23 protein-coding genes are annotated in these 26,139 nt (G+C 58.0%); 6 read left to right on the top strand and 17 right to left on the bottom strand.

Features of this window, described 5'->3' with window-relative positions; genetic code table 11:
- Positions 1–334 precede the first annotated feature (334 nt).
- A complete protein-coding gene (locus tag AUC61_RS18890) occupies positions 335–982 on the bottom strand; it encodes a DsbA family protein (protein WP_243247695.1) in 648 nt (215 codons plus the stop codon).
- Positions 979–1,857: an MBL fold metallo-hydrolase gene (locus tag AUC61_RS18885; protein ID WP_243247694.1), complete on the bottom strand. Its 879-nt coding sequence runs from the start codon at positions 1,855–1,857 to the stop codon at positions 979–981. The genes AUC61_RS18890 and AUC61_RS18885 overlap by 4 nt, the downstream gene beginning before the upstream one ends.
- Before the next feature lie 106 nt (positions 1,858–1,963).
- Here AUC61_RS18885 and AUC61_RS18880 point away from each other — a divergent pair, with 106 nt between their 5' ends.
- Positions 1,964–2,881, top strand: coding sequence for a LysR family transcriptional regulator (locus AUC61_RS18880; protein WP_243247693.1), 918 nt, complete (start codon positions 1,964–1,966; stop codon positions 2,879–2,881).
- Between the two features lie 5 nt (positions 2,882–2,886).
- Here the strand turns inward: AUC61_RS18880 and AUC61_RS18875 are convergent, their stop codons facing one another.
- The 8 genes from AUC61_RS18875 to dapA form a co-directional block, all read right to left on the bottom strand.
- Complete coding sequence (locus AUC61_RS18875; RefSeq protein WP_243247692.1) at positions 2,887–3,654, bottom strand: DeoR/GlpR family DNA-binding transcription regulator; 768 nt, start codon at positions 3,652–3,654, stop codon at positions 2,887–2,889.
- Between the two features lie 79 nt (positions 3,655–3,733).
- Entirely contained in the window at positions 3,734–4,417 is a 684-nt protein-coding gene (locus AUC61_RS18870; RefSeq protein ID WP_243247691.1) for an SDR family NAD(P)-dependent oxidoreductase, read from the bottom strand.
- A gap of 175 nt (positions 4,418–4,592) precedes the next feature.
- On the bottom strand, positions 4,593–5,717 hold the full coding sequence (locus AUC61_RS18865) for a sialidase family protein (RefSeq protein WP_243247690.1): 1,125 nt from the start codon (positions 5,715–5,717) through the stop codon (positions 4,593–4,595).
- Entirely contained in the window at positions 5,704–7,134 is a 1,431-nt protein-coding gene (locus tag AUC61_RS18860; RefSeq protein ID WP_243247689.1) for a sodium:solute symporter family protein, read from the bottom strand. The genes AUC61_RS18865 and AUC61_RS18860 overlap by 14 nt, the downstream gene beginning before the upstream one ends.
- 76 nt (positions 7,135–7,210) lie before the next feature.
- Positions 7,211–8,233 (bottom strand): 4-hydroxythreonine-4-phosphate dehydrogenase PdxA, encoded by a 1,023-nt coding sequence (gene pdxA, locus AUC61_RS18855; RefSeq protein ID WP_243247688.1) that lies wholly within the window; start codon positions 8,231–8,233, stop codon positions 7,211–7,213.
- Entirely contained in the window at positions 8,226–9,488 is a 1,263-nt protein-coding gene (locus AUC61_RS18850) for a four-carbon acid sugar kinase family protein (protein ID WP_243247687.1), read from the bottom strand. The genes pdxA and AUC61_RS18850 overlap by 8 nt, the downstream gene beginning before the upstream one ends.
- Entirely contained in the window at positions 9,485–10,651 is a 1,167-nt protein-coding gene (locus tag AUC61_RS18845) for an iron-containing alcohol dehydrogenase (RefSeq protein WP_243247686.1), read from the bottom strand. Before AUC61_RS18845 ends, AUC61_RS18850 begins: the two co-directional genes overlap by 4 nt.
- A gap of 19 nt (positions 10,652–10,670) precedes the next feature.
- Complete coding sequence (gene dapA / locus AUC61_RS18840) at positions 10,671–11,543, bottom strand: 4-hydroxy-tetrahydrodipicolinate synthase (protein ID WP_243247685.1); 873 nt, start codon at positions 11,541–11,543, stop codon at positions 10,671–10,673.
- 259 nt (positions 11,544–11,802) lie between these two features.
- On the opposite strand from dapA, the gene AUC61_RS18835 reads away from it, so the two are divergent.
- On the top strand, positions 11,803–12,618 hold the full coding sequence (locus AUC61_RS18835) for a DUF2242 domain-containing protein (RefSeq protein WP_243247684.1): 816 nt from the start codon (positions 11,803–11,805) through the stop codon (positions 12,616–12,618).
- A 133-nt stretch (positions 12,619–12,751) separates the two neighbouring features.
- Here AUC61_RS18835 and ilvA read toward each other — a convergent pair whose 3' ends face one another.
- The 3 genes from ilvA to AUC61_RS18820 all read right to left on the bottom strand — a co-directional run bounded on the left by ilvA (position 12,752) and on the right by AUC61_RS18820 (position 17,056).
- Entirely contained in the window at positions 12,752–14,275 is a 1,524-nt protein-coding gene (gene ilvA, locus AUC61_RS18830; protein ID WP_422765501.1) for a threonine ammonia-lyase, biosynthetic, read from the bottom strand.
- Between the two features lie 598 nt (positions 14,276–14,873).
- Positions 14,874–15,914: an AraC family transcriptional regulator gene (locus AUC61_RS18825; protein WP_243247683.1), complete on the bottom strand. Its 1,041-nt coding sequence runs from the start codon at positions 15,912–15,914 to the stop codon at positions 14,874–14,876.
- Positions 15,915–15,916: 2 nt separating this feature from the next.
- Positions 15,917–17,056: a carbon-nitrogen hydrolase family protein gene (locus AUC61_RS18820; protein ID WP_243247682.1), complete on the bottom strand. Its 1,140-nt coding sequence runs from the start codon at positions 17,054–17,056 to the stop codon at positions 15,917–15,919.
- 250 nt (positions 17,057–17,306) lie between these two features.
- On the opposite strand from AUC61_RS18820, the gene AUC61_RS18815 reads away from it, so the two are divergent.
- Positions 17,307–18,179: an HDOD domain-containing protein gene (locus tag AUC61_RS18815; protein WP_243247681.1), complete on the top strand. Its 873-nt coding sequence runs from the start codon at positions 17,307–17,309 to the stop codon at positions 18,177–18,179.
- A 199-nt stretch (positions 18,180–18,378) separates the two neighbouring features.
- Here AUC61_RS18815 and AUC61_RS18810 read toward each other — a convergent pair whose 3' ends face one another.
- From AUC61_RS18810 to xylA, 4 genes are all read right to left on the bottom strand, one after another.
- The gene (locus AUC61_RS18810) at positions 18,379–19,521 is read right to left on the bottom strand and encodes a sugar ABC transporter permease (RefSeq protein ID WP_243247680.1); all 1,143 of its coding nucleotides are present in this window, start codon (positions 19,519–19,521) and stop codon (positions 18,379–18,381) included.
- Positions 19,522–21,081 (bottom strand): D-xylose ABC transporter ATP-binding protein, encoded by a 1,560-nt coding sequence (gene xylG, locus AUC61_RS18805; protein ID WP_243247679.1) that lies wholly within the window; start codon positions 21,079–21,081, stop codon positions 19,522–19,524. It lies immediately after the preceding gene.
- Between the two features lie 176 nt (positions 21,082–21,257).
- On the bottom strand, positions 21,258–22,259 hold the full coding sequence (xylF, locus tag AUC61_RS18800) for a D-xylose ABC transporter substrate-binding protein (protein ID WP_243247678.1): 1,002 nt from the start codon (positions 22,257–22,259) through the stop codon (positions 21,258–21,260).
- Between the two features lie 150 nt (positions 22,260–22,409).
- Positions 22,410–23,726: a xylose isomerase gene (xylA, locus tag AUC61_RS18795; RefSeq protein WP_243247677.1), complete on the bottom strand. Its 1,317-nt coding sequence runs from the start codon at positions 23,724–23,726 to the stop codon at positions 22,410–22,412.
- A gap of 177 nt (positions 23,727–23,903) precedes the next feature.
- Between xylA and AUC61_RS18790 the strand changes: the two genes are divergently transcribed.
- The 3 genes from AUC61_RS18790 (at position 23,904) to AUC61_RS18780 (ending at position 26,135) form a co-directional block, all read left to right on the top strand.
- On the top strand, positions 23,904–25,082 hold the full coding sequence (locus tag AUC61_RS18790) for a XylR family transcriptional regulator (RefSeq protein WP_243247676.1): 1,179 nt from the start codon (positions 23,904–23,906) through the stop codon (positions 25,080–25,082).
- 195 nt (positions 25,083–25,277) lie between these two features.
- Complete coding sequence (locus AUC61_RS18785) at positions 25,278–25,415, top strand: hypothetical protein (protein WP_243247675.1); 138 nt, start codon at positions 25,278–25,280, stop codon at positions 25,413–25,415.
- A 69-nt stretch (positions 25,416–25,484) separates the two neighbouring features.
- Positions 25,485–26,135: a TetR/AcrR family transcriptional regulator gene (locus AUC61_RS18780; protein ID WP_243247674.1), complete on the top strand. Its 651-nt coding sequence runs from the start codon at positions 25,485–25,487 to the stop codon at positions 26,133–26,135.
- Positions 26,136–26,139 lie beyond the last annotated feature (4 nt).

The following is a 26,139-nucleotide window of genomic DNA, read 5'->3' as shown; positions in this document are numbered from 1 at the left end:
CATAGCTTCGAGGCCCTTGAACTCCTTGAAGCGAAGAAAAGCGACCTTAACGGGTCGCTTTTTTTTGCCTGATTTTTATGTTCAGGTACGCTGCCCTCGCGGCTAGCCCCCCTGGCAAATGCAGCCTTCTTAATTGAAATGCCTTTCATGTGGGGAGCACCCGTGATGACCATAGAGCCGCTATGTCTCGCAGCAAACATTGGACCTGTAGGAGTGAGCTTGCTCGCGATAGCAATTTATTAATAAAGAAAATCCAATCTGATAAAACGCTATCGCGAGCAAGCTCACTCCTACAGGTTATTCGTTTACGGCTAGACAGTGCTGCACCAGCGGCCTATTTATGGGCACGCAAATCCTTGAGCAAGCCCTCCCAACTGCCAAACAGTGTATTCGAGCTAATCAGGCGTCTTCCCTTGCCTGTCCCGATCACAAGCGCAGGAACACCGCTCGTGCCCATCTGAGCCATTAACCCCTGCGCTACCTTGACCCGCTCACGGGAATGACTCAGTAACCCATCATCCTGCGCAAGCAACAGGCCGGCGGCCTCATTCAATCCCCTGCTCCCGAGAGTGCGGGCAAGTACCTCAAGACTGGTGATGTCCAGCCCCTCAACATAGCGGCCACGTTGTATGGCCGCCAAGGCCTCCAGCTCCCGCGACGGCTCAGTCATCGCCACCGCGCTGAGTGCACGCGTTGTCGGCCCTGAGTCAAATCGGCGGGTGTGATCCTCAAGTACCTGACGTTGATAAGCCTCGCTGAAAGGCTGACCGGTCAACGTGCCGATGCGCAAATCATTGGACCAGGCAAAATCAGCGAAACCAGCGTCCATCGGGCGCGAGTTGCTGTCGGCAAATAAGCCGGTAGGAGAGAGCGTAACGCTGAACTCTTCCAGCGCTTCGAGACGCTTGAGTGTCGGCGATGCTCCATAGCACCAACCACACAGGGGATCGAAAAGATAAGTGACGCTAATCGGCTCACTCACCACTTCATCTCACCCTTGGCCACTTTCGCGCTCAGCACCAACGAGGACTCATCCGCCAGTTTCGGATAGTGCGCTTTCATCGCGGCAATCAGTGCGGCAGAGTCTTTGGCCTTGGCGGTTTCGGCATCAAAGGTTTTGATGTAGCTGGCTGTGAAGTTCGGTGATTGCAGTGCGGTCAGCTCGCCCGGCAGGAAGTGACCCGGCACGATAGTCGCTGGTTTGAGTTTTTCGATTGTCGCCAGGGTCGCCAGCCAGTCCTGGTGGGATTTGGCGCTCTGGGTGTCAGCCATCCACACATGAATGTTGTTGGACAGCACCACGCCGCCGACTACGGCCTTGATCGACGGGATCCATACGAAGCTGCGGTCGGGTTGAGGACCGTCCAGGCCAACCACTTGCAGCTTCTGACCTTCAAGCGTCAGCTCATTACCCTGTAGTACTTCAGGCACGATGACTTTGTCCGGCGCGCCTGCACCCAGTTTGGGTCCCCAGTAAGCCAGCTTGGCATCCTTGGTTTCGTTGATATGCGCAATGGTCTGGGCACTGGCCACAACCTTGGCCTTTGGGTAGGCCGTTGTGATGGTTTGCAGGCCGAAATAGAAGTCCGGGTCGCCATGGCTGATGTAAATCGTCGTCAGGTTTTTCCCGCTCTTGCGGATTTTTTCGACGATCTGATCGGCCTGCGTATTGGAAAACTGCGCATCAACCAGAACCGCATCCTTCTTGCCCGTCACCAGAACCGACGAAACCGGAAAGATAGCTTCTTCCCCTGGGTTGTAGATGTCCAGTTTGAGTGGCTGTGCGGCCAGGCTTGTACCGGTGAAACCGAGCAGGGCAAAAGCCGCTAATAAACGTCGTGCAGACAGCGAAATCATGTCGAGCTCCATCATGGCCTGAGTAAGGAGCTGGCAGGTTAGTTGAGATTTATAGAGCGAAAAACGCTAGATTGGACGCAAGTTTGTTTCTGAAATCGGTCGAATCATGGATAAATTGGCGGCAATGCAGGCTTTTGTAACAGTCGTGGATTGCGGAAGCCAGACCGCAGCGGCGGACAAGCTCGGATTATCAAGGCCGGTGATTTCCAGATTCCTTGCCGAACTGGAGGACTGGACGGGTGCCCGTTTGATGCACCGCACCACCCGACGCCTGAACCTCACCGCAGCCGGGGCTGAAGTTTTGCCTTTATGTCGGCGAATGCTTGATCTGGCTGAAGACATGCGTGCCGTCGTTGCCGCTCCAGAAGATGAACCCAAAGGATTGCTGCGCGTGACCGCCAGTACCTCGTTCGGGCAGGCGCAACTGATGCACGCGGTGACTGATTTCGTCGGGCGCTATACGCAAGTCAGCGTCGATATGGTGCTCCTGGATCGCACCGTCAATCTGGTAGATGAGCGCATGGATCTGGCGATTCGGATCACCAATGAGCTGGACGCTAATCTGATCGCACGACGCCTGACGACCTGCCGCTCAGTGGTGTGTGCCTCGCCGGACTACCTGAAGCGGCACTCAATGCCTAGGGTGGTCGAAGACCTCACGCTGCATAACTGCCTGACGCATTCCTATCACAGCCACAGCCTTTGGCACTTCACACGCAACGACCTGCCACACAGTGTCGCCGTGAAGGGGAATCTCAGCAGTAATGATGCGATCACCACAATGCAGGCTGCGCTGTGTGGTGCAGGCGTGGCGTTGTTGCCGACTTACCTCGCGGCCCCGTTGATTCAACAAGGGCAACTGGTGGCACTGCTGGAGGCGTATCAGCCGATGGAGTTGGGTATCTTTGCGGTGTATGCCTCCCGCAAGCACATGTCGTCAGCCATGCGGGCCATGCTCGATTTTCTCGCGCAACGCTTTGCCCCTGAACCCGCTTGGGACAGCATTCCGGCGAGCTCCAGATAGAAACGTCAGAGGCGGGCGATTTCCACCGTGATCGAGCGCCGCGACTGAAACGGCGCCAGCAACGATGGGTCATCCAGTTCATGAGTGATCAACGTCCACGGCTGACGCAGCGGCGTCCAGTGTTGCTGGCGCGCGCGGCCGAGCTTGGTGGCGTCGGCCAGCACATAGATGTGGGCAGCGCGGGCGATCATGGTTTCTTTGAGGTAAGCCTGCTCTGCGCTGGCTTCGCACAGGCCCAGTTCGGCCACCACGCCATCGGCGCTCAGGAAAACCTTGTCAGCGCTCAGGTGCTCAAGGGCGGCCTGTGCCGTCACGCCGTACGTCGACATGCTCGCACTGCGCAAGTCACCGCCCAGCACGGTGATGCGTCCTTCAGGAATCAGCGCAAGATCAGCCAGCGCCATGAGGTTGTTGGTGATGACGTGCAGGCCGCGACGCTGATTGAGTAGCTGAGCCAGTGCGCTGGTGGTGGTGCCGCCTTCAAGGAACAGCGTGTCGTGATCCTGAATGTGCGCCAGCGCGGCACGGGCGATGACGGTCTTTTCCTGGCTGTGTTGCTGGCGGCGTTCTTCTACCGAGGTTTCCGGTTCGCGCATGCCTACGTGAGCGGCGCCGCCATAGGTGCGGATCACCAGACCTTCTTCCGCCAGAGCGGTCAGGTCCCGGCGCACCGTGGCTTCCGATACGCCCAGTTGGGCGCACAGTTCATCGACGTTCGACTTTCCTGAAAGGACCAGTTCCAGTATCGATTGACGGCGATTTGCGACTTTCATGAACAGCCTTGGTAGTGAACGAGGAGAAAGGGGTTATCACATTAAACCGCGGTGCAATGCAACCGCAGAACCGGCGAGTCTATAGCGAAGCGCCGCCACAGATCACCAGACTTTGTCCGGTGATGGCTCCGGCATCGGGGCCGAGCAGAAACGCCGCCATTCCGGCGACTTCAGACGGCTGCACAAAGCGGCCAATGAGCGGCTTGTTGGGCGGGGTGCCGCTGCGGGCCGGGTCCAGCAACATTGGCGTTTCAGTCGCGCCGGGAGCAATCAGGTTGGCCGTGATGCCCTGAGGTGCCAGTTCCATGGCCCAGGAACGCACCATGCCTTGCAGCGCCGCTTTGGTCGCGGCGTACTGGCTGCGTCCGTTGGCGCCTTGCATGGTGCGGCTGCCGATCATCACGATTCTTGCGCCCGGACGCAGCCTGCCGTGCAGGGTGTTAACCAGATGGCTGGCCGCCGCCACATGGACCTGCCACATCGCTTGAGCATCGTCCGGATTCAACTGACCTAGCGGCGCGGTGCGCATGAAACCTGCCGCGTGAACAATCGCGTCCAGCGTGTCGACTGGCTGCAAGGCCTGTTCAAGCGCGTGCAAATCGCTCAGGTCGCATTCAGTCCAGCGGAAGAGTGGGTGATCGATATCGGTAGGGCGGCGACTCAGGCCATGCACGCGCCAGCCTTCGGCCAGCAAGCGCTGAGCAATGGCCATGCCGATGCCGGAACTGACGCCGGTCAGTACGGCGGTTTTTGTCGGGGTCATAAAAGGTGCCGCTCCGTCATACACGCGGGTCCTGTAGGAGTGAGCTTGCTCGCGATTCGATTTTTCTGTCGATAAATTATCGCCTGATCTAACGCCATCGCGAGCAAGCTCACTCCTACAGGGAATGCATTTCAACTCAGAATGTTGGGTTTGTTTTGTAGGCGGCTAATGCCATTCAGCGCACTGCCGCCAGCGGCAAATGCACATGCTTGATCTTCTGTCGGAAATACGTGAACGCCACATGCAGGCTGCCATCGCGAGCTTGAATAATGCTCGGGTAGGAAAACTCACGATTGAGTTTTTCCTGTGAGTTGTTGGTCAGGCAGAAGCCATCCCCCAACTCCAGGTCCAGACGCACCGGCCAACTGCGTCCGTCATCGTGGGACAGCGCCAGGCTCATGGGCGCACGCGGGATACCCCACACTGCGCTTTTGCCATCCGCTGTCTGGCCCGGTGTCACGCGGTCATCGCCTTCATCTTCAATTTCGTCGTACAGCGAAGCCCGGCGCTGGCTGTGGCCTTCGGCGCTGACCGGGTTGTAGACCAGCGCCAGTTCGCCGCTGATCAGCCGCACAAACTGAATCGAAGAGTTGTTATTCGGCAGTTCGGTGGCGACCGGTACGCTCCAGCTACGGCCGCGATCGTTAGAGCGGCTGCTGTAGATAGAGTCGGCCCAGCGGCTGCGGAACAGGCCCAGCAAGCTGCCGTCGGCCACTTGATGAACGTTCATGTGCACGGCGCCGGTGCTGTCCGGGACGTCATGGCGCGACCAGCTTTGCCCCTGATCGCTGGAAATCATCACTGCACTGACATCGTGATTACCGACCCATTTTTCGCCGGGCAGGGTGATGCAATACCAGACCGGCAAGAGCCAGTCGCCGTTATCCAGGACCACCGGCGGCTGGCGCACGAAGGTGCCCGGTTCATCGAACAGGGTTTCCACCGGGCCCCAGGTCTTGCCCTGATCCTCCGACAGGCGACGGCGAATGATTGCCGTCTCCTGATTGCCGGAAACCTGCGCGGTCCAGATCAACCACAAAGGCCCTTGCGGCGCTTGAAACAAGATCGGGTTCTGCTCGGACCGGGTATCGTCCTGAGACAGTTTCTCCGGTTCGCTCCATACGCCCGTCTGTGGATCGCGGCGCGACAGCAGGACAAAAATATCGGCCATGCCTTCCTGGGTTCCGGCGAACCAGGTGCACAGCACCGTGCCATCGGCCAGTTCGTGAAGGTTCGCAGCATGGTTCTGCGCGTAAGGCGTTGGCAGGAAGGCGTCCTGGCGTTGATTACTGATTGGCATGGGAGACCTCTTGTTTGTCATTGCCGGGCTTATCCTGACGGCGGCTGATCGCTTGCGGAAACAGGCGCTCTACAGCAATCACGATGGCCGGAGTGACCAGCGCGACGTACATGTTATCGATGCCGTACGGGTTATCCAGCAGATACCAGGCGCTGGTAGTAACGGACGAGGCGATCAGGCCCAGCGTCGCCCCGCGGCCCGAGCCGAAGAATGGCAGGTAGATGGCAATCATGGCCACGACGGCGATGGACAGGCGCAGCGCACGGGTGAAGAACGACAGGTTGAGAATTTCAGGCACGAAGAACACAAAGAACAGCGGTACAAAGCCGATGACCAGAGCGATGAAGCGAGTGGCCTTGAGTTCGCGATCCACCGAAGGTTTGCGCATCGGCACATAGAAGTCACGGACCACCAGTGAGGCAATGGCCAACGCTACGGTGCTGACACTGACGAAGATCGAGGCGACCAGAGAAATGGTCACCACACCCGCCAATACCGGGCTCATCGATTGCAGGAAGACCGGCAAGGCGTACAGGCTGCCCATGTCCGGATGCAGGTATTTTGAGGCAACCCCGATGAAACCCAGGGCCAACGCAATCGGGATGCACAGCAGTGATGCGTAGAAGGTCGAGCGCTGCGCCGCTTTCGAGTCAGGCGTCGAGGAAATCGCCTGGATGATGAACTGGGTGGAGAAGATCGCACCGACCGTGCCGATGATCCACGCCATGATTTTCGAGCCGCCGATGGCGCCATCCCAGGTGAAGTAGTGCTCAGGCATGTTCTGAATCACCGGGGTGAAGCCGCCCGTCAGATTCAGTGCCACATACAGCACGATCATCACGCCGACGTATTTCACAGCGGTATGCAGGATGCTCATGTAGGCCACGCTTTTCAGGCCGCCGAACACGTAATACAGGGTGCTGATGATCGCTGTGATAAACGCCGCAGTAGGCAGGTTGATCTTCATCACGGTGGCAATCGCTGCTGCGCCGCTGACGTAGTTACCGACGTTCACCAGCAGCAGTGCGTAGATCATGATGATCGAAACGACCAGCTTGGTGGAGGTGCCGTATTTCTTGGCGATGAACCCGGAAATAGTGAATTCGCCCGAGTTATAGAGCTTGCGGGCCATAAGCAGGCCGAACAGCGGAAAGCCAATGGCGGCGGCGATCACCGACCAGGAAGCGGCAAAGCCACTTTCAAACGCTGCCTGTGCGGTACCGACGGTGGATTTTGCGCCGATGAATTCCGACATCATCAGGATGCCGACGACAAAGGCGGGCATGGTTCGGGCAGCGACCATGTATTGCTCACTGGTCTTGCTGCGCAGACGCAAGCTCATCCAGGTGGTAATGACGATGTAAACGACGACCATGCCGATGATGATCGCAGTGTCCTGCGAGTTGAAGGTTTCCATCATTTCGCTCCGTTGTTGTTTTTGTGGCGCGTTGTTTCAGAGGACTTCAGGGATTGGTTTGAAAGATTGCGCGGCTTTAAACAGCCACCGACTGGCGTGTCTCCCGCTTGCGGGTCGCCAGCTCGACGGCCTGGCGCAAGGCTTCGATCAGGCTGCGTTCGTCAGCGATGCCTTTACCGGCAATGTCGAACGCCGTGCCATGGTCAACCGAGGTGCGGATAACAGGCAGGCCAACGGTGACGTTGACGCCGGCTTCCAGGCCCATGACTTTTACCGGGCCATGGCCCTGGTCGTGGTACATGGCAACGACTGCATCGAAGTCACCGCGACCTGCACGGAAGAACAGTGTGTCAGCGGGCAGCGGACCTTCCACACGCCAGCCGCGGGCGCGCAGTTCTTCGATGGCGGGCTGAATCTTGGTTTCTTCTTCGCCATAGCCAAACAGGCCGTTTTCACCCGCGTGCGGGTTGATGCCACAGACCGCGATCAAAGGGTTTTCGATACCGGCGCGGGTCAGGGTTTCCCGGCAGCGTTCGATGGTGCGCTTGACCAGTCCCGGTTCGATTTTCGCGATAGCGTCGATGATGCCGATGTGGGTGGTGACGTGAATCACTCGCAGGGTCGGCGTCATCAGCATCATTGAGACTTCTTCGATGCCCAGCAGGTGCGCGAGCATTTCAGTGTGACCGGGGAAAATATGCCCACCTGCGTGCAGCGCTTCTTTATTCAGCGGTGCGGTACAGATCGCATCCAGCTCACCGCTTTCAGTCAACTGCACAGTGCGCTCGATATAGCGAAACGCTGCGTTGCCTGCCACGGCCGACAGTTTGCCGTAGGGCATGTCGGCGGGGATCAGCCCCAGATCGATGCAGTCCACGGTGCCGATTTCAAAGCGCGCATTGGCGGGGGAGGCGATGCTGTTGACCCGCAGGCTGCCACCGACGATTCGGTTGGCATCTTCAAGGCGTTTGGCATCACCGATGACCAGCGGCCGACAGCTGTCGTAGACCGACTGATGGGCCAGGGTTTTCATGATGATTTCCGGACCCACACCGGCGGCATCGCCCATGGTGATCCCGATCACGGGACGTTCAGACATGATGGATTTCCTTTTTATGGTGGGGCGCGTCCGCAATGGATGGGCTGCGGCCGTGAAGCTGTTGCCAGGCGGTGAACAGCGTGTCCGGTTGGCCGAAGGCTCCGGCTTTGGTCACAACGTTCAAGCCTGTTTCGGAACAGGAAAGCACGACGCCGGGGGCCAGTTCGCCCTGAACTTCAAGACGATTGATGCCAGCGGCAGTGAGAATGGCGCGGGCGGTTTCGCCACCGGTCGCGATCAACGAACCCGTGACGGCGAGGGCAGGTTTAAGCCATTCGGCCAGCGCACTACTCAGTAGCACCGCAACACCGGGATCTCGCTGTTGTTGGCTCAGCGTTACCAGGCTGTCTTCGCCATTGGCCAAGCGCAGATAGAGAAGGGTGATGAGTTGCTCGCGCTGTTCATTGTTTGCCGGATCAAGCAGCGTGCCAGCGTCTATTTCCAGACAGAAACAGCCGCTGCGCCCGGCCAGTGTGGCGGCCTGCTGTTGTGAGTGCTCAGACATACTTCCTACTACGGTCAGCACGGGTGAGCGGCCTTGCACCTTTATGTCGGCAGGGCCGGGTAGCCCCAATGCTTGCGGCAGATGACTGGCGAGGCCTGCTGAACCTACCCAGAACAATTGACGGTGGAGCGGTGCCGTAGCGCGGGCCAGACGTTGCAGGTCCGTGTCAGTCACGGCATCACAAACCAGCGCCTGCACCTTGCTTTTCAAGGCTTGATCCAGGGCGTTGGCCAATGCTGCTTCATCACGCACGGTGTCGATATCGACGGCTACACAGCGCAAGCCTTCTGCGCTGAGGCTGTCCAGCAGATTACCGGTGCCCGTCAGGTGTTCATTGCGCCAGACATCACTCAACGCTACGGAGATGCCGTTGATCAACTGCACCGAGTCTCGAGTGGTACGGCCCATTGCCGGATAGGCTGGCGCAACAATCGCCAGGCCGTAATGAGCCTGGAGTGCGGCGACTTCACTCGCGACATTGCCGCGCAGCGTCGAGTCGATTTTCTTGTAGAGCGCTCGGCTGGCGTACTGTCGCTGCTGCACGATGGCGGTATTGGCATGCGCGGCTGCTACCGGGTCAAGTCGCCGTGAATCGACATCGATGGCGACCACTGCTGCGCTTGATGGCGTGTCGTGGCCGTCGAAGACTATTTCGGTCGACAAGCGCCGGGCAAAACCTGCTGCGCAATCGGCGGCTCCGGACAAATCGTCGGCAATGATCAACAAGCCCGATACATTCCCGGCACTCATGGCAGCAGGCACCGGTAGAGGTTTTCGATGTCGGTCAGGCTCAGCGCCTTGGGGTTGTTGGCCATCAAGCGGGTGACTTTGGAGGCGGCCACTGCCATGTCGGCCAAGTGCTCTTCGCCGACGCCGAACTCACGCAAATCCTGAGGAATGTTCAGGGTGGCGGTCCATTGGCGAATCTGCTGAATCAGCTTCTGCGCGGCGACTTCATCGCTGTCCTGCTGTTCTGCAACACCGCAAACGCAGGCGGCGCGTTTCAAACGATCTGCGCAGCTGTCCAGATTGAAGGCCATCACATGCGGCAGCAACATGGCGTTGGCAACGCCGTGGGTGACGTGAAACTTGCCGCCCAACGGGTAAGCCATGGCATGCACAGCGGCGGTACCGGCAGCGGTCAGGGCCAGACCGCCGTACATCGAACCGAGTAACATGTCGCCGCGTGCGCTAACCGATTCCGGTTGCTGGTAAGCCTCGACAATGCTGCCCGCGATCAAACGCATGGACTCCAGCGCGAAGGCGTCGCTGATCGGATTTGCCTTGGTGGAGATGAACGATTCCAGCGAATGCACGAAAGCGTCCATGCCGGTCGCGGCAGTGATGCTGCGTGGCAAGCTCAGCGTCAGCAGTGGATCGAGGATGACCAGCGTAGGCAACAAATGACGGCTGACGACGCCTATCTTCAGTTCTTCGTCGGGCAGGGTGACGATAGCGTTCGGTGTCACTTCCGAGCCGGTGCCCGAGGTGGTTGGTACCAGCACCATGGGCTTGCCGGGATGGCTGACCTTGTCGACGCCCAGCAGGTCTCGCAATGGCGTGTCGTTGGTGAGCATGACCGAAAACAGCTTGGCGGCGTCCAGTACGCTACCGCCGCCAATGGCGATCAAGGCGTCAGGTGCATGAGGCGCAACGTCTTCACGAAAAACCCGTTCAATATTTTCCAGCGTCGGTTCTATTTCGACGTTGTCGATCATGTGCACGGCGATACCGACGGCTGTCAGTCGGGCAGTTACCTTTTCGGTGACGCCCAGGTTGTGCATGGCGTTTTGTGTCACCAGCACAACGCTGCGCACAGGCGTATCGAGCAGCGGCAGTTTTTCAGTCAGTTGGTCAAGGCTGCCAGGGCCATGAATCACGTGTTTGACGGTTTGAAAATGATAGGTCGACATCGGTGCGTCTCCTGGCAAATCAGCGGTAAACCGCAAGCAGGGTTTCCAGTTTTTGCACGGCAGCAGCATCCAGCGGCTGCACCGGCGCGCGACAAGGTCCGACCGGGAGATTGAGCAGTTCAGTGGCTTTTTTCAGCACGACGGGCATGGTGCCCATGGCAAAGGCATCCCGCAGCGGACGCAGCGCTTCCTGGGCAACTCGCGCAGCGTCGTGGTTGCCTGCCTGAAAATGGTTCCAGATCGACATGACCAGATCCGGCACCGCGTTGGCGGTCGCGGCAATCGCACCGTCGCCACCGGCCAGCAGGTTCCAATAGATCAGTGAGTCGGTACCGGCAAAGACCGCAAAATCGTCGCTGCGGTATTTCATCATCTGCACCAGAGCGTCGAAGTTACCGGCGCTGTCCTTGATGCCTTTGATCATCGGGTGTTGATGCAGCGCTGCAACGGCGCCGATGCCAATGGACATGCCGGTCTTGGCCGGAATGTTGTACATCATCAGGGGCAGGCTGGACGCGTTGGCGATGGCTTCGTAATGCTTGATCAACTCGTTCTGGCTGATGGCATTGAAGTAGGGCGTGATGACGGAAAGAGCATTTGCGCCGATGTCCGTCACTTTTTTGTTCATTTCAATCACTTCGCGCGTGGCAAAGGCACCTGTGCCAATCACAACCGGCACGCGACCGGCAGCCGCCTCAACCGTAACGCGGGCGATTTCCAGCTTTTCAGCTTCTGAAAGGGTGAAGAACTCGCCATTGGTGCCGAGCACGAACAGACCGTGCACGCCAGCTTGAATAAGGTTTTCGACGAGAGCGCGGAGTGCGTGATGGTCAACCTGCTGATCTGCAGTGAAGGGCGTGACCAGGGCTGGAATAATGCCGCGAAATTGCATGATGGGATTCTCGTTTTATTCTTAGTGAGATCCACAATGATTAAAGCGATCATAAAATGCAAGTGTTTTTGATCGTTTTAATCATTGGTGATTGAAACGATCATTCTGTGAACCTTTGCCGCTGGCAGACAGGCCTTGGTGTGGCCGTTTGTAACAAGATCCTTTCCATCTGCGCGTTGATCCTGCGCGTCCCTTGTTGCAGACTTACCGACGTTTTCCAGTCCGCAGTTCTGCTGACCGTTTTTACCCAGGATCCTTGATGCCTAACTTAGTTAACTTTCGTACCGCATGCTGCGCCGTCGCCTTACTGGCGATCGCGGGCTGTTCTTCGAAAAAAACCGCAGTCTACGAGCATGAGAATTTTGACGACGCGGGGACTTTTTCCAGGACTTACCCGGTCAGTGACTCGGCTTCCTGTGAAGCCGCGCGCCGCGCATTGCTCAGCCAGGGCTACATCATCACCAGCAGTGACCCGAAGATGATCAGCGGTAACAAGAGCTTCCAGCAAACTGGCGAGACTCACATGCAGATCAGCTTCAATGTGGTCTGTGCCGCTGACGACACCACTGATAAAAGCTCGACGGTATTCGCCAACGCCTTGCAGGATCGCTACGCGCTGAAGAAAACCAACAACTCGGCCAGTCTGGGTGTTGGTGTGCTGGGTTCGGTGTCGATGCCGATCGGTTCCACTGACGACTCGATGGTCAAGGTCGCGAGCGAGACCGTGGCGTCGGACAAATTCTACGATCGGTTCTTCATGCTGGTAGATAACTTCATGCCGCCTGAAGCGAAAAAAGCCGCCAACATCAAAGAAACCCCAAAGGCTGCGCTCGGCGTGCCGGAGCAAACGGTGCCCGCGCCAAAACCGGCTGCGCTGGTTGAACCGGCACCGGCGGCAGCGCCCGCGCCGGTAGCAGAGCCGACACCTGCGCCCGCAGTCGAATCCAGCCAGCCAGTGCCTGCTCCGGCTGCGCCAGCAGAGTCGATTCAGGCTGAACCGGCACCTGCTCCTGCCGAAGAAGCCCCGGTTGAGGCCGCTCCGCAAGCCGAGCCGGAAGTCGCTCCAGCGCAATAACCAGCAGACATATCGCTTATGTGGGAGCCGGGCTTGCCCGCGATAAACGAAAACGCGGTATTTCGACTAGCTGCGTCTCATATATCGCGGGCAAGCCCGGCTCCCACATGGAATAGACCTGCGCCTGTCAGCCCTACCCCAAAAACAGCCTATAAGCCGCGTTCTCACTTTCATCCCAATACGGATAACCAATCTCGGCCAGTGCCGGTGGGATCAGGTGCCGCTCTTCCTCTGGCACCACCAGCCCCGCGACCACACGGCCATCTGCCGCGCCATGATTGCGGTAGTGGAACATCGAAATCGTCCACTGACCGCCCAGCTTGTTAAGGAAGTTGAACAGCGCCCCCGGACGCTCAGGGAACTCAAAGCGGAACACCACTTCATCGCTGACCCGCTCGGCATGCCCGCCGACCATGTGGCGAATGTGCAGCTTGGCCAGTTCGTTGTCGGTCAAATCAACCACTGGAAAACCCTGCTCCGTCAGGCTGGCGATCAGCGCTTTGCGCGGATCGGTTTCGGGGTGAGTCTGCACTCCGACGAATATGTGCGCTTCGCGGTCGGTGTGATAGCGGTAGTTGAATTCGGTGATCTGGCGTTTGCCGAGCGCTTCGCAGAACGCTTTGAAGCTGCCCGGCTGTTCGGGAATGGTCACGGCAATAATCGCTTCGCGACCTTCCCCCAGTTCAGCGCGCTCGGCGACGTGGCGCAGGCGGTCGAAGTTGACGTTGGCGCCTGAGTCGATTGCCACCAGCGTCTGGCCGCTTATGCCGTATTGCTCGACGTATTTCTTGATCCCGGCCACGCCCATCGCGCCCGCAGGTTCGGTGATTGAGCGGGTGTCATCGTAAATATCTTTGATTGCCGCGCAGATTTCATCGGTGCTGACCGTGATCACTTCGTCGACGTAATCCTTGCAGACTTCAAACGTGTGCTGGCCGATTTGCGCCACAGCCACGCCGTCGGCAAACAGGCCCACCTGTTGCAGCACCACGCGCTCGCCGTAGGCCATGGCCTGCTGAAGGCAATTGGAGTCGTCTGGCTCTACGCCGATCACTTTGATGTCCGGCCGCAGGTATTTCACATACGCCGCGATGCCCGCGATCAAACTGCCGCCACCCACCGGAACGAAAATCGCGTCGAGCTGGCCCGGCTGCTGACGAAGGATCTCCATCGCCACCGTGCCTTGCCCCGCAATGGTGTCGGGGTCGTCATAGGGGTGGATGTAGACGTAACCCATCTCATCCACCAGTTTCAGCGAGTAGGCCAGCGCTTCAGGAAAGGAGTCTCCGTGCAGCACCACGGTTGCGCCGCGAGAACGTACGCCCTCGATTTTGATTTCAGGCGTGGTCTTGGGCATCACGATGGTGGCGGCAACACCGAGGGTTTTTGCGGCCAGGGCCAGACCTTGCGCATGGTTGCCTGCCGAAGCCGCGACGACGCCACGGGCCAGTTCTTCAGGGCTGAGCTGCGCCAGCTTGTTATAGGCACCACGAATCTTGAACGAGAACACCGGCTGCAAGTCTTCGCGCTTGAGCAGCACCTGATTGCCCAGCCGCCCTGACAACTGGCGAGCATGCTGCAATGGGGTTTCCACGGCCACGTCATAAACCCGGGAGGTGAGGATCTTGCGGGCGTAATGATTGAGCAGGTCGGTCATCGTGTCGGCCCCGTGTGATGGGCAACGATGCACTGAGCCTGAGAAGCGAAGAGGGCGGCTTGAATGCTGATCATGTCTGACTCCTGGTTCGACTTGTTAGCCCAGGAGACAAGAAAAACCCGCCTCTTGGGCGGGTTGGGTGCACGCGTCGGCTAACCCGCCATGACTGGAATGGCGGTAATAATAATCTGGCCGAAGAAATGCTTGGTTACGTTCATGGCCTGAAGCCTATTGCGGAAGCTCTTTGCAAGTCAAGACAGGCAAGGCTAAATCCTAGTCCGCGCGTATCGTATGTTTCATGATCAAGTCATTTTTCCTTCACCTTGGCACTTTATGGTGAGGGCAGTGGTCAGTGAATGACGTCATTTCAAAGAACAGCCAAGAGGGCACGCGTTATGGACGACTATCAAGAAGAACTGCTGGAATACCAGGCATTTGAGCTCGATCCACCTGAGCCTGCGGATGATGCAACTGAGTTGTGAATGTCTGAGCAGGTTCCTTTTCTGTAGGAGCTGCCGAAGGCTGCGAAAGCAATCTTCCTGACACACCGATATCGCAGCCTTCGGCAGCTCCTACACGTTCAGCCGGGGCGGAAAATTCAACCCTGCCCACGCTGACTCCGCCGAAACTCCCCGGGCGTTCGGCCGGTCCAGCGTTTGAAGGCCCGCTGAAAGGCTTCCGCAGACGCGAAGCCCAGCAAGTAGGCAATCTCACCGAATGCCAGTTCGGTGTCGCGGATATACGTCATCGCCAGATCACGCCGAGTGTCGTTCAGGAGGCTGCGGAAACCCGTGCCTTCCTCGGTCAGCTTACGGCGTAAGGTCCAGGCGGGCAGTTTCAGTCGGGCAGCAATCTCCTCCAGCTCCGGTTCCCTTCCCCCGTTGAGCAAAGGTCCCAGCAGGCGGGTGATGCGCTCTCGCAAACTGCGGGTGCGGGTCAACTGTTCAAGCTCTTTTTCACACAGCAGGAGCAGATGTGCCCAGGTGCTGGGGCAGTGCTGCGGGTTGCGCAGGCTCAACGTGTGCTGGTTCAGGCGCAGTTGATTGGTGGCGGCGGAGAAGGCCACCGGTTGTGTGCTTAATTCGCTGTATTCAGCGGCATAGCCGGGCGCCTCAAATTCAATCTCGATGCGCTCAGCGCGCACTTCAGTTTCGCTGAGGCTGGAAAGTTGCTGCAGCCAACTGGCGATAATCGAGTCCACCACAAAGCGGTTATAACCGTTGTAGGGGCTGATGGAGTAGAACCGCAACCAGGCACCTTCAGCGTCCTCGTGAAAGCTCGACTGGCCACGGTAGTTTGAACCATACAAGGCTTCGAAACGGATCAGGGTGCGAGCCGCCTCACGAACGTTCGGGGCCTGGGCTGCTGTCACTCCCGCCAGACCGCATTGGCTGATGTGGCTCAAACGGCCCATTCGCAACCCAAGGCCGGGCTGGCCGGTCAGTTGAATGGCAGCATGGCCCAGGCGCATGTAACGCGGAATGGACAAACGCGCTCCGGCCTCGGCCAACCTTGGGTGATCCAGGCCGTATTGCTCCAGCAATGGCTGTGGATCCTGATCAAAACTGCGCACCGCATCGGCCAGGCTTTGAACAAACCCCACTGACAAATCACCAAGACGTGTAGGCGATGGGGTCATGCTCATAGCCAGATATTGATCAGGCGAGCGCCACGATGGGCTTTGTCATCCGGCGACGGTTCGACGATATGGCGGCCATCGCGGCTGGCGAAACTGTGCCCCGAACTGCCTTGATCCCACAGCTGGCCGCGCATGAAAACGCTGACACCGGCCTTGGCAGTGCTGAGCGGCGCGTGGCTGGTCAGGGTAAGACGCTGCCACGCTTCACCTTCGCTGATATCACCCGTGTTCAGCCCGGTTGCGCCGAGCAGATCCGGCGTGCGGTAGCCTCGCCACGGGCTGGTCCAGTGGCCGGAGCCGATGACAAAGGCGGGCACGGCAATCAATTCGGCACCCAGCTTGTTCAGACTGGCGTAATTGCCGGGATGCCAGCTGTCGCTGCCGATCAATATGCCCAGCTTGCCCGCAGGGGTGTCGAAGACATTCAAGTCGGTGGCTGAATGGACATAATGGCGTTGATACGCCATCGGGAACAGCTGGCGCTGGGGCTGGCCGAGAGGTTGGCCGTCTCGGCCGAAAGCCACACTGCTGTTATAGAGCGGGCCACTGCCGAGCTTCAATTTACCGTTTTCAATGGTCGGTTCAGGCAGCACGATGGAGCCCGCGACCAGCGTGACACCAAACTCCCTGGCCAACCCGCCAAAAAGCGTTTGATACTGTTCGGCCATAGAGGTCGCTTTCATGCGCAAGTGTGCGTCGTCTAGCCAGTTGTGACCCTTGGCGCCGAGCACTGCGCCAAGAAACTTGAGCGGGTTGCTGAGGGATATCCACGTCAGCGCTTCATCCATGCTGACGGCCTGATAGACCTCATTTTTCTCGCCACTGGCAACCAGCCAGGTGCCCACATGTTCAGGCAGTACAACGATGGTCCGGCTGTTGATCAGGCCTTGGTCGCGAGCCTGTTGCAGGTAGGCGGCCAGTTTGCGGTGCAGGCGTGCGGTGCTCTGGTAGTCGGCAGGGAACAGTTCTGGCTGGATGCCCAGCAGGTTGCCGCGTTCACTTGGCTGGCCTTCGTCGACCACGAGCTGGATGCGTAGGTCCGACAGGTAGTGGCCCACCGGACGTTGTTCAGTCCAGAAACCGTAGCCGACAAGAGCAGCCGTGAGTACCAAACCAATGGCAATAGTAAAAAATGTACGCATAAGTAAGTTGAAGTGCTGACGATCCCTGATTGTGGCTGTGTAAGGTTATGTGTGCCGAGACTACGGGAAAACAACGGCTTAACGAACTTTTTTCCTTTCAATGACGGGTTTTTTGTCGCACGGAATCAGCCCGCAGGTCCGCGCCTTCAGTCAGTGGCGCTGTCAATCAGGCAATGCCCCATCGCAAATGTCTTTCCTATTCGCTAGAGTCGGGCCGTATCACGTATTGGGTGAGTGTTCAGGGAAGCGTATGTCAGCAGAGTCAGAGTTTACCGACGAGAAAATCAAGCAGGCTTTGCAGGGCATCACTGTGCCGCCGCAGCCGCAGATTCTGGTCGACTTGCAGATCGAGCAGTACATGCCCGACCCCGATCTGGCGGAGATTGCCCGTCTCATCTCCCAGGACCCAGGTATCGCGGGCGCCTTGCTGAAAATCGTCAACTCCAGCTACTTCGGCCTGAGTAACCGGATCTCTTCGATTCCGCGCGCAGTCAATCTGCTGGGCAGCCGTTCGGTGATCAACATGGTCAACGGCCTGTCCATCCGTGGCGGGATGAACGATGAGTCCATCGTGATCCTCAACCGTTTCTGGGACACCGCGCAGGACATCGCCATGACCTGCCTGGCGCTTGCCAAACGGCTGGGCTCTCAAGCGGTTGACGAAGCTTATGCACTGGGCTTGTTCCACGATTGTGGCGTGCCGTTGATGTACAAGAAATTCCCCAGCTACATGACGGTGCTGGAGCAGGGTTACGCCGGTGCGAACCAGCAACAGCGCGTCGTCGACGTAGAAAACAAAGCGTTCAATACCAACCACGCGGTGGTCGGCTACTACACCGCCAAAGCCTGGCGCCTGCCTGAGCACATGGCCACGACCATTGCCCGGCATCACAATGCCTACGCGGTGTTCAGTGATGACACGGGCCAACACAGCCAGGTCAAGAACCTGCTGTCGATCCTGAAAATGGCCGAGCACATTTGTGAGTCGTACCGTGTGCTGGGCAAGGAAAATGCCGATCACGAGTGGAACACCATCAGCCACCTGGTACTCGATTATGTCGGCTTGTCCGAGTATGACTTTCAGGAGTTGAAGGCGAATATTCGTGAGTTGGGTGCGCGTTGAATCAACATCGTCGTTCCGCCTCTTTAGCGTGCTACGTGACCCTGATGACCCGCGACAAGACGGGTTTTTAGGGAGGCATGTGAAAATGTCAACTTGACCTGTAGGAGCTGCCGAAGGCTGCGATTGCGGTAGGTCAGGACGAATTCTTCGCAGCCTTCGGCAGCTCCTACAGGTAATGCATTTCAAGCCAGATCCTTGATCAGCGTCGCCCCGTCCGCGTACTGACATCCACCCAGACCGCCAATACCAGAATGCTGCCTTTGACGATCATCTGCCAGTAGCTATCCACGTCGAGCATGGACATGCCGTTGTCCAGACTGGTGATTACCAGCGCACCGAGGAGGGCGCCGTAGACAGTGCCGGAGCCGCCACGCATCGAGGTGCCGCCGATAAAGCAGGCGGCGATGGCGTCGAGTTCGCCCATGCTCCCGGCAGACGGTGAGCCCGCCGCCAGGCGTGCGGTTGCGGTGTTGACCATGCCGGCGAGGGCGCACATCACCCCCATGATGCCGAAGATCCACAGTTTGACGGCCTGCACGTTGATGCCCGACAGCCGGGTCGCCTCCATGTTGCTGCCCACCGAGTAGACCCTTCGGCCGAACACGGTCTGGCTGGTGACGTAGCTGAATACCCCGAGCAGGACCAGCAACAGCAATACCGGCACGGGAATGCCGTCGTAGCTGTTGAGTGTTTGAACGAACCCCGCCAGCACCGCGCCGATCAGTACCACGCGCAAAACGTCCCGCACCAATGAGTGTGCTGCCAGGCCATGGAGGGCACGATTGCGACGTTGTTTCCAGGTCAGAAAAAGCGTGAGTGCGAACAGCACGATGCCCAGGCCGGTGCCGACTGAATGCGGCAGATAACCCTGGCCGACGTATACCAGTTCCGGCGAGACCGGGGCGATGGTCGTGCCGCCGGTGATGCCCAGCAGAATGCCGCGGAACGCCAACATGCCGCCCAGGCCGACGATGAACGACGGGATGCGCAGGTAAGCCGTCATGTAGCCGTTGGCGAGGCCGATCATCAGCCCGCACAGCGCAACCAGGCTCAGGTTGGCCAGCAGCGGAATGTGATAGACCACATCGAGAATGGCCGCCAGTCCACCGAGCAGCCCGAGCAATGATCCTACGGACAAGTCGATTTCGCCGCTGATGATTACCAGCACCATGCCGCAGGCGAGAATGCCGGTAATCGACATCTGCCGCAGCAAGTTGGACAGGTTGCGCGGGGTCAGAAATCCACCGTCGGTTTGCCAACTGAAGAATAACCAGATGGCCGCCACCGCAATGACCAGCGCGAGCATTTTGTAGCGTGTGAAGAGCTGTTTGACCTGATTCATCTACGCGGACTTCCGATCATTATTGTTGTTAGGGTCGGCGGTTTGGCTGAGTGCAGCGGCGAGTACCTGTTCCTGGGTCAGATCGTGATTGATGAAGTCACCGCGCAGTTGCCCTTCGCCTATGACCAGGACCCGATCGGAGACGCCGAGCACTTCGGCCAGCTCGGAGGACACCATGATGATCGACACGCCAGCGGCCGCCAGCGCGCCCATCAGTTTGTAGATCTCGTATTTAGCGCCGACGTCGACGCCACGGGTGGGCTCATCGAGAATCAGCACGCGGGGTTGGGTCAGCAGCATTTTTGCGAGCACGGCTTTTTGCTGATTGCCGCCAGACAGGCTGGTGATCGGCAAGAACGGGCTCGCGGTCTTGAGGTGCATGCGCGAGATTTCCTTGTCGATGCTGTCCAGCTCGGCTTCGGCGTCAATGCGGGTCAGCCTGGAGTATGAGTCCAGCACTGCGAGGGTAATATTCTGGCCGACTCCCAGATCGGGAATGATGCCTTGGCGCTTGCGGTCCTCGGGCACCATGCACAACCCGGCGTGGATCGATTTCAGTGGTGTGCGCGTGTCGACGAGTTTTCCGTCCAGCCAGACTTCGCCTTCGTGGCGGCCGGGGTAGGCGCCAAACAATGCCGAGACCAGCTCCGTGCGACCTGCGCCGACCAGCCCGGCAATACCGAGTATTTCGCCACGCTTGAGGGCGAACGAAATATCGTCGACCCGTTTGCGCTTCGGGTTGTCGACGTCGTAGCAGGTGATATGGCGCGCCTCGAATATCACTTCGCCGATGTCATGGGGTTCGGTGGGATAAAGGTTGCTCATTTCCCGCCCGACCATCTGGGTGATGATCCGTGCAATGTCCATGTCCGCCATCGCGGTGGTAGCAATGTGTTTGCCGTCCCGGATAACCGAAACGGTGTCACACACGGCGGCGACTTCATCCAGCTTGTGGGAGATGTAGACGCATGCAACGCCCTTCGCTTTGAGGTCACGAATAATATCCAGCAGCACCTCGATTTCCGAGCGGGTCAAGGCCGATGAGGGCTCGTCGAGAATCAACAGTCGTGCCTGCTTGTTCAACGCCTTGGCGATTTCCACCAGTTGCTGATAGCCGCCGCCGTACTGGGAAACCGGCAGCGATACGTTCATGTCCGGGACTTTCAGTTCGCGCATCAGGGCTTCGGCACGGTGGGTCATGGCGGGGTAGTTCATGCGCCCGCCGAACAGCGTCAACTCATGCCCCATGAAGATGTTCTCGGTCACCGAGAGGTCGGGCACCAGGGTCAATTCCTGGTGAATGATGACGATTCCGGCTGCCTCGGTTTCGCTGATCGACTGTGCCTTGAGTGGCTGGCCATCCCAGAGAATTTCACCTTCCCAGGTACCGTGCGGGTAGACCGCTGAAAGCACTTTCATCAGCGTCGATTTACCTGCGCCATTTTCGCCGCACAGCCCTACGCATTCCCCCGGCCTGACCTTGATATCAATGCCATTGAGGGCCTTTACCCCGTCGAAGGTTTTGACGATGCCATTCATTTGCAGCAAGAAGTTGGACATAGCGAATGCTCAAAGATAAGCGGGTGCAGGCGGACACTGTTTCTGTAGGCGCTGCCGAAGGCTGCGATGGCGGTGTGTCTGGACGGGTGCCTTCGCAGCCTTCGGCAGCTCCTACAGAAAATGCATTTCAATTCAAAGGAATGCATTTTTTGATCGGAGCGAGGTTTACGCTCAGATCACTTCCCCTCAATCTGCGCCTTGGTGTAAAACCCGTCCTTCTCCAGCAGATCAATGTTGTCCTTGGTCAGCGGTGTTGGCGTGAGCAGGATGGTGTCGACTTTTTTGCTGCCGTTGTCGTACTGCGAGCTGTAGGTGGGTTTCTCGTTGCGCGCCAGTTGCACCGAAAGCTTGGCGGCTTCGGTAGCGATGAGCTTCAGCGGTTTGTAAACGGTCATGGTCTGTGTGCCGCTGATCACGCGCTTGATCGCTGCCAGATCGGCGTCCTGACCCGAGATCGGCACCTTACCAGCCAGTTTCTGTGCAGCCAGTGCCTGAATCGCGCCGCCTGCGGTGGCGTCGTTAGAGGCAACGATGCCGTCGATCTTGTTGTCGTTTCGGGTCAGGGCGTTTTCGACAATGCTCAGCGCTTCAGTCGGGTTCCACTCTTTGACCCATTGCTGGCCGACGATCTTGATATCGCCCTTGTCTATTGCGGGTTGCAAGATCTTCATCTGGCCTTCACGCAGCACTTTTGCGTTGTTGTCGGTCGGCGCGCCACCGAGCAAAAAGTAATTACCCTTGGGTGCGGCGTTCAACACGCCGCTGGCCTGCATCTCGCCGACCTTTTCGTTATCGAAGGAGATGTACGCGTCAATGTCAGCATTGAGAATCAGCCGGTCGTAAGACACGACTTTGATCCCGGCTTTCTTCGCCTCTGCAACAGCGTTGGTCAGTACCGTGGCATTGAACGGCACGATGACAATCACATCGACCCCGCGAGAAATAAGGTTCTCGATCTGCGAAATCTGCTTTTGCTCGTTGGCGTCGGCCGATTGTACGAAGACCTTGGCGTCCATTTTTTCCGCCGCCGCGACGAAGTAATCGCGATCGCGGGCCCAGCGCTCCAGGCGCAGGTCATCAATGGAGAAGCCGATTTTTGGATGGGCAGGGTCGGCCATGGCCGGAATTGACAGCAGCGCGAGAGCGCCAACCAGTAGCGTGCATTTAAAACTCTTCATAGTGGTGCGTCCTTTATTGTTGTTTTTAGAAGCGACAGCCTGACGATGAATATCGTGCTGGTAGAACTGTAGAGAGTCGCAAGGCACCGCGAGCACAGATTTGTCGCGCGAATGTAACTGGATTGCGGTGCCCGCGAGCCTTGATTGCGATCAGCGATAAATGAACTGGTTAACAACGTTTTCGAGCATTTCCTGCCTGCCGCTGACGGCTTGTGGATTCAGCTCTTTGGCGAAGGCATGTTCGGCCAGTGACTGTAGGCTGAACTCGCCCGCCAGCACCGACTTGCCCAACGGCTGCTGCCAGCCTGCGTAGCGCTGATCCTTGAATTGCTGGAGCCGGTCGTTCTGCAGCATGGCTGCTGCGCGTTCGAGGGACAGGGCGAGGACATCCATCGCCCCTACATGGCCGTGAAACAGATCGATTTCGCCCAGGCTTTGCCGACGCACCTTGGAGTCGAAGTTGAACCCGCCATTCTTGAATCCGCCCGCCTTGAGGATTTCATAAGTGGCCAGCGTCATCTCTTCGACACTGTTGGGGAACTGGTCGGTGTCCCAGCCGTTTTGCGGATCACCGCGATTCGCGTCGATACTGCCAAAGATCCCCAGGGACGCAGCCGTCGCTATCTCATGATGGAAGCTATGACCGGCAAGGGTGGCGTGGTTGGCCTCGATGTTGACCTTGATTTCGTTCTCCAGACCGAACTGCTGCAGGAAGCCAAATACGGTGGCGCTGTCGTAATCGTATTGGTGTTTGGTCGGCTCTTGGGGTTTGGGCTCGATCAGCAGGTCGCCTTTGAAATTGATCTGGTGTTTGTGCTCAACCACCATCTGCATGAAACGGCCCAGCTGTTCACGTTCACGTTTCAAGTCGGTGTTGAGCAGGGTTTCATAACCCTCGCGGCCACCCCACAGCACGTAGTTGGCGCCGCCTAGGCGCAGGGTCGCGTTCATGGCACTGAATACCTGAGCAGCGGCACAGGCAAAGACTTCCGGGTCCGGATTACTCGCAGCGCCAGCGGCAAAACGCGGGTTGCTGAAGCAGTTGGCAGTGCCCCACAACAGCTTTATTCCGCTTTGCTCCTGATGGCGCTCCAGATGGTCGACCATGTGCGCAAAGTTATTGCGGTACTCCTTGAGCGAGCTGCCTTCCGGGGCGACATCAGTGTCGTGAAAGCAGTAGTAGTCGATCCCCAGCTTGGTAAAGAACTCGAACGCCGCCTCGGCTTTGCCAATCGCCGTCTCCAGCGGATCTCCCGGGTGTTGCCAGGGGCGTTTGAAGGTGCCTGCGCCGAACACGTCGGAGCCTGGCCAAACGAAGGTGTGCCAGTAGCAGGCAGCCATGCGCAGGTGCTCGCGCATTGGCTTGCCGAGGATGATTTTGTTCGCATCGTAGTGGCGAAAGGCGAGGGGCGAATCGCTGTCAGGGCCTTCGAAGCGAATTCGGTCGATAGCGGGGAAATATGGCATTCGCAATGTCCTTGTTGTTCTTATCGGTTGTTCTTGTGGATGCCTCGATACTAGCAACGGCCCTGTGACTGCCGATTATGAAAATCATCAACACGCAGTGCGATTTTGCGTATTGAGATTCTTCGTCTGCACGCCTAGTCTGTTTCGATAACCTTGGCCCGGCCCAGGACAATAACAATGAAAACTGTACCGCCCGTTCACCGCGTTGCGCTGTTATTCAATGGCAGCAAGATCTATGACCGCGGCATTATCAGCGGCATCGGCAACTACCTCAGCAGTACCCGCGCTTCCTGGGATTTATTTCTGGAGGAGGATTTTCTCTGCCGCCTGAAAGGTATCGAGCGTTGGCAAGGGGACGGGATCATTGCCGACTTTGATGACCCAATGATTGGCGAGGCGCTGGCCGGGATCAGGTTGCCAGTGGTTGCGGTGGGCGGCTCTTATCAGAACGAGGAGGACTATCCGCGAGGTATCCCTTACGTCGCCACCGATAATCAGGCCTTGATGACGCTGGCTTACGAACACCTCATTGAAGCGGGTTTGACCCGTTTTGCCTGTTTCAGCCTGCCAGAAGCACAAGCCAATCGTTGGGCTCAGGAGCGTGAGAAGGCGTTTCGCAAATTAATGCAGCGCGACGGTCTGCATGCTGAGGTCTACCGTGGCATGGGCACCAGCGCGCCGCTTTGGGACAGTGCTGTTGAACAGCAGATTACCTGGCTGCAAAGCTTGCCCAAGCCTATCGGGATCATTGCCGTCAGTGATGCCCGGGCGCGGCAGTTGCTCCAGGCCTGCCTGACGGCCGGGATTGCCGTTCCGGAACAGGTGGCGCTGATTGGCATCGATAATGATCCGCTGACCCGCAGCTTGACGCGGGTCCCGCTGAGCTCCGTCAGCCAGGGCACAGAGACCATGGGACGCACGGCCGCGCAGTTGCTGCATCAGATGCTGCACGGTATGCCCGCCAAGGGCACGCACATTCTGATCCCCCCGGATTCGATCAACGTACAGCTGTCGAGCCTGCACCAGCCATTAGGCGATCCTTATGTGATGCAGGCATTGTTGTTCATTCGCCAATACGCTTGCCAGGGCATCAAGACGGCGCAAGTCGCCGCTTATGTGGGTGTGTCGCGTTCAGCCCTGGAGTCGCACTTTCGTGACGCGCGCGGCTGCAGCGTGCATGACGAAATTCTGCGCTTCAAACTCACGGCGGCGGCCAATGGCCTGAAGAACACCGACTCGACCATTGCAGATACTGCTCGCAATTGCGGCTTCAAATCTGCGCAGTACTTGCACACCGTATTCCGTCGCGAGTTTGGTTGTACGCCACTTGAGTATCGGCAGGAGGTGATTATTTAGGAACATCGCCCGGCTGGTCCTGCGGATTGCACCGGCGCTGCATCTCGAACTCGATATTTTTTTCAGCAGCTACCCATTATCCGACAGAACATTTTCTCGTACGATTCGAACCTTGCGTGTATCCATGGAGGGCCGTCCTTTGTGGCGCATGTATCGCGAACGGTGGGGCATTTGTCAGCTCCAAAGGTACATGGTATGTTCCGCGGCCGGCTGGATCCACGTGCAGTTCTGGATGTTTTTCACCCTTACGGCATGGGCCTGGGGTTGCATTTCATTGGTGCATCGCTGATGAACTTTCCGAAAATTTCTCTATGGGTATTGTTTGGCCTATAAATGAACGCTTCAGCGAAAAATCAATACGCTGACAGGTTTCATATCTGCGCAACGGACAGTGCTATTCAAATGCCAAAAAAAATTCCCGCTCCTGACCCAGCCGCTCCCCCCAAGCGTCGCCATATCCCCAAAGGCGATGTGCGCAAACTCGAAATCATTCAAGCCGCCATGGTTATTTTTGCCAGGGATGGGTTCGCGGGGGCAACGCTGACCAATGTCGCCAAGGTCGCGGGTATATCGCAAGTCGGATTGCTGCATCACTTTCCCAATAAGCTCGCGCTGTTGCACGCGGTGCTGCAGCATCGGGATCAATACGTCGCCACCCGCTTGCAGGAAGCGGATGAGGTCGCGTCGCTGGAAGGGTTTTTATCGTTTCTGAAGTTCATCATGAAGTTCAGTACCGAGGATGCCGCTGTCAGTCAGGCGTTGATGATCATCAATACGGAAAGTCTGTCCGTTACCCACCCGGCCAACCTTTGGTTCAGCGAGCGCTTTGGGATTGTGCACAGCCACCTTCAAGCTCATCTCAATCTTCTGATCAAAGCGGGCGAAATTCACTCGGCCACCGATGTGAAGCAGGTCAGCCTCGAGATTGCTTCGATGATGGACGGCATGCAGATTCAATGGCTTCGCTCCCCGGATTACGTACCGATTGAACGCGCCTTCGCCAGGTATCTTGAGCGTCTGGCTTCGGATCTCAAGCCGGCCGGACTCGCCTGAGAAC

This window comes from Pseudomonas maioricensis, from assembly GCF_022790535.1.
GTDB lineage: Bacteria > Pseudomonadota > Gammaproteobacteria > Pseudomonadales > Pseudomonadaceae > Aquipseudomonas > Aquipseudomonas maioricensis.
The sequence above is the reverse complement of the archived record's forward strand: the minus strand, read 5'-3'. Positions and strand labels throughout refer to the sequence as shown.